This window comes from Confluentibacter sediminis (assembly GCF_003258355.1).
Lineage (GTDB): Bacteria > Bacteroidota > Bacteroidia > Flavobacteriales > Flavobacteriaceae > Confluentibacter > Confluentibacter sediminis.
Genome location: NZ_QKPO01000102.1, coordinates 1 through 332, shown reverse-complemented (window position 1 = coordinate 332; position 332 = coordinate 1). Strand labels below are relative to the sequence as shown.

Below are 332 nucleotides of genomic sequence, written 5' to 3'. Positions count from 1 at the left end.
CACCTTCCGGTACGGCTACCTTGTTACGACTTAGTCCCAATCACGAGCCTCACCTTAGACGGCTCCATCCCACAAGGGGTTAGGCCACCGGCTTCGGGTGCTGCCCACTTTCATGACTTGACGGGCGGTGTGTACAAGGCCCGGGAACGCATTCACCGCGACGTTGCTGATTCGCGATTACTAGCGACTCCGCCTTCACGCAGTCGAGTTGCAGACTGCGATCCGAACTGAGACCGGTTTTCAGGGATCCGCTCCGCGTCGCCGCGTCGCATCCCGTTGTACCGGCCATTGTAGCATGCGTGAAGCCCTGGACGTAAGGGGCATGATGATCT

The 332-nt window shown here is 59.3% G+C and carries 1 rRNA gene; it reads right to left on the bottom strand.

The features are described from left to right. Positions 1 to 332: ribosomal RNA gene (locus DKT72_RS19085) — 16S ribosomal RNA — on the bottom strand; the annotation flags it as partial.